Annotated in this window: 2 protein-coding genes; both read right to left on the reverse strand. The window is 76.7% G+C overall.

The window, feature by feature from the left end; all coding sequences use genetic code 11:
• Positions 1 to 1,041, reverse strand: a 1,041-nt coding sequence (locus TR49_RS19985) for a protein kinase family protein (protein WP_500808187.1), incomplete at its 3' end; no start/stop codon positions are given.
• Positions 1,042 to 1,045: 4 nt separating this feature from the next.
• The coding region (locus TR49_RS43950; protein WP_042383365.1) for a serine/threonine kinase C-terminal domain-containing protein at positions 1,046 to 1,594 on the reverse strand (549 nt) is incomplete at its 5' end.

Genomic DNA, 1,594 nt, shown 5'->3' on the forward strand with positions numbered 1-1,594 from the left:
CGCCCGGACGCGGCACCGGCAGGCGGGTCCCCGTCGGCAGCTCCACGAGCCCGCCACGCCCGGCGGGAGCGCGTCGAGCTGTGCCTCCCGGTCCAGCGGCTCCGGCGCACGGTACAGCAACTGCCGCAGGGCCGCCCGTACCTGGGCCAGACCCGGACGGCGAGACGGGTCCTGGTCGAGCAGCCGGTCCAGCAGCGGTCGCAGCGGCCCCGTGGGCCGCGTGTCCGGGCGGAAACCGGCCCGGACCGCGTCGAACAGGTCGTCCACACCCGACTCCGGGTAGGGCGGCACGCCCGTCACGGACCGGTAGAGCAGCACGCCCAGCGCCCACGCGTCCGCCGCCGGGCCGACGGGCTGCCCCGCGCCGCCTATGATGCCCAGCTGCTCCGGCGCCCACCGCTCGGCCGTGGCGCCGACGATGACGGCCCGCGCATCCCGGGCCCGCACCCGGGCGGGGCTCCACAGCGAGGTGGGCACCGACGCCCCCGCGTCGACTGCGCCCGGCCCGCCGCACAGCGCCTCCTGCGCGGCGGCGACCGTCAGACCGCCGAGCAGCGCGGCTCCGTCCTCGCACACGGTCACCGTGGCCGGGGTCAGATTGCCGTGGACCAGCCCGACGCGGTGTACGGCCTCCAGGCCGGCGCTCACGTCGTAGGCCACCTCGGCGGCCCGGTAGGGCGACATCGGCCCGCGTTCCAGCAACTGCGCGAGCGGCACGCCCGCGACCCACTCCCCCGCGATCCAGAGGTACCCGTCCTCCGCGAAGACCTGGAACGCCTGGCTCAGCCGCGGATGGTCGGGCACCGCCCCTGCCGCGGTCATCGCGTGCCGCAGCGCCAGACCCCGCGCGTCGTCCGGCGCGTCGTCCGGGCCGGGCCGGGCGGCCTGGTCGAACGGGGTCACCAGTTCCGGCAGCGGCACCGCCTCCAGCAGCACCGGGGCGCCGCTGCGCAGGTCACGCGCCTCGACCGCGCCCGCACGCCGCCGGTCCGTCAACTGGTAGCGCTCGGCGAGCAGTCGGCCACCGGACGCCTTGGCCATCGGTTCAGCCCCCCGCCGGCTGGAAGGTGGCGAAGAAGTGCGCGAGCAGGTCGGCGCTGCGTCCGGTCTGCCAGCTCACCTCGGGCGCGGTCCAGTAGATCGCGTAGGCGTGGGACGGGTCCACCACGAAGCCGCGGTTCAGCGAGTGCCGCTCCGAGACCCCGGAGCGGAAGGTCCACTCCCAGTCGGCGGCGTCCCAGCCGTGCCAGCCGGCGACCTGGGCCAGCTTGACCAGGTGGTAGTCGGCGAGACCGGCCGCGACGCCCGGCTCCTCGTTCTGCCAGGCCTTGAGCGCGCCGGCCTTGACCGGGTGCGGGGTGAACTCCACGACCAGGGTCCCGGCGAGGCCGGTGTACGTGCTCTTCTCCGCGCCCTGGGAGGTCTCGCGCCAGGTCGTCGGGACCTCGAGGCTCGACCCGCCCGGCCCGGCGACCCGGTGGTAGCCGAGCGCGGCGGCCGGGCTCTTACTCGCTCCCGCCTGCGTCGCACCGCCGCCGACGGGCTGTCCGGCGGGCGCGCCCGCGTGCGCCGACGACGTCGCGCCGTCCTGGCT

The organism is Streptacidiphilus melanogenes, from assembly GCF_000787835.1.
Taxonomy (GTDB): domain Bacteria; phylum Actinomycetota; class Actinomycetes; order Streptomycetales; family Streptomycetaceae; genus Streptacidiphilus; species Streptacidiphilus melanogenes.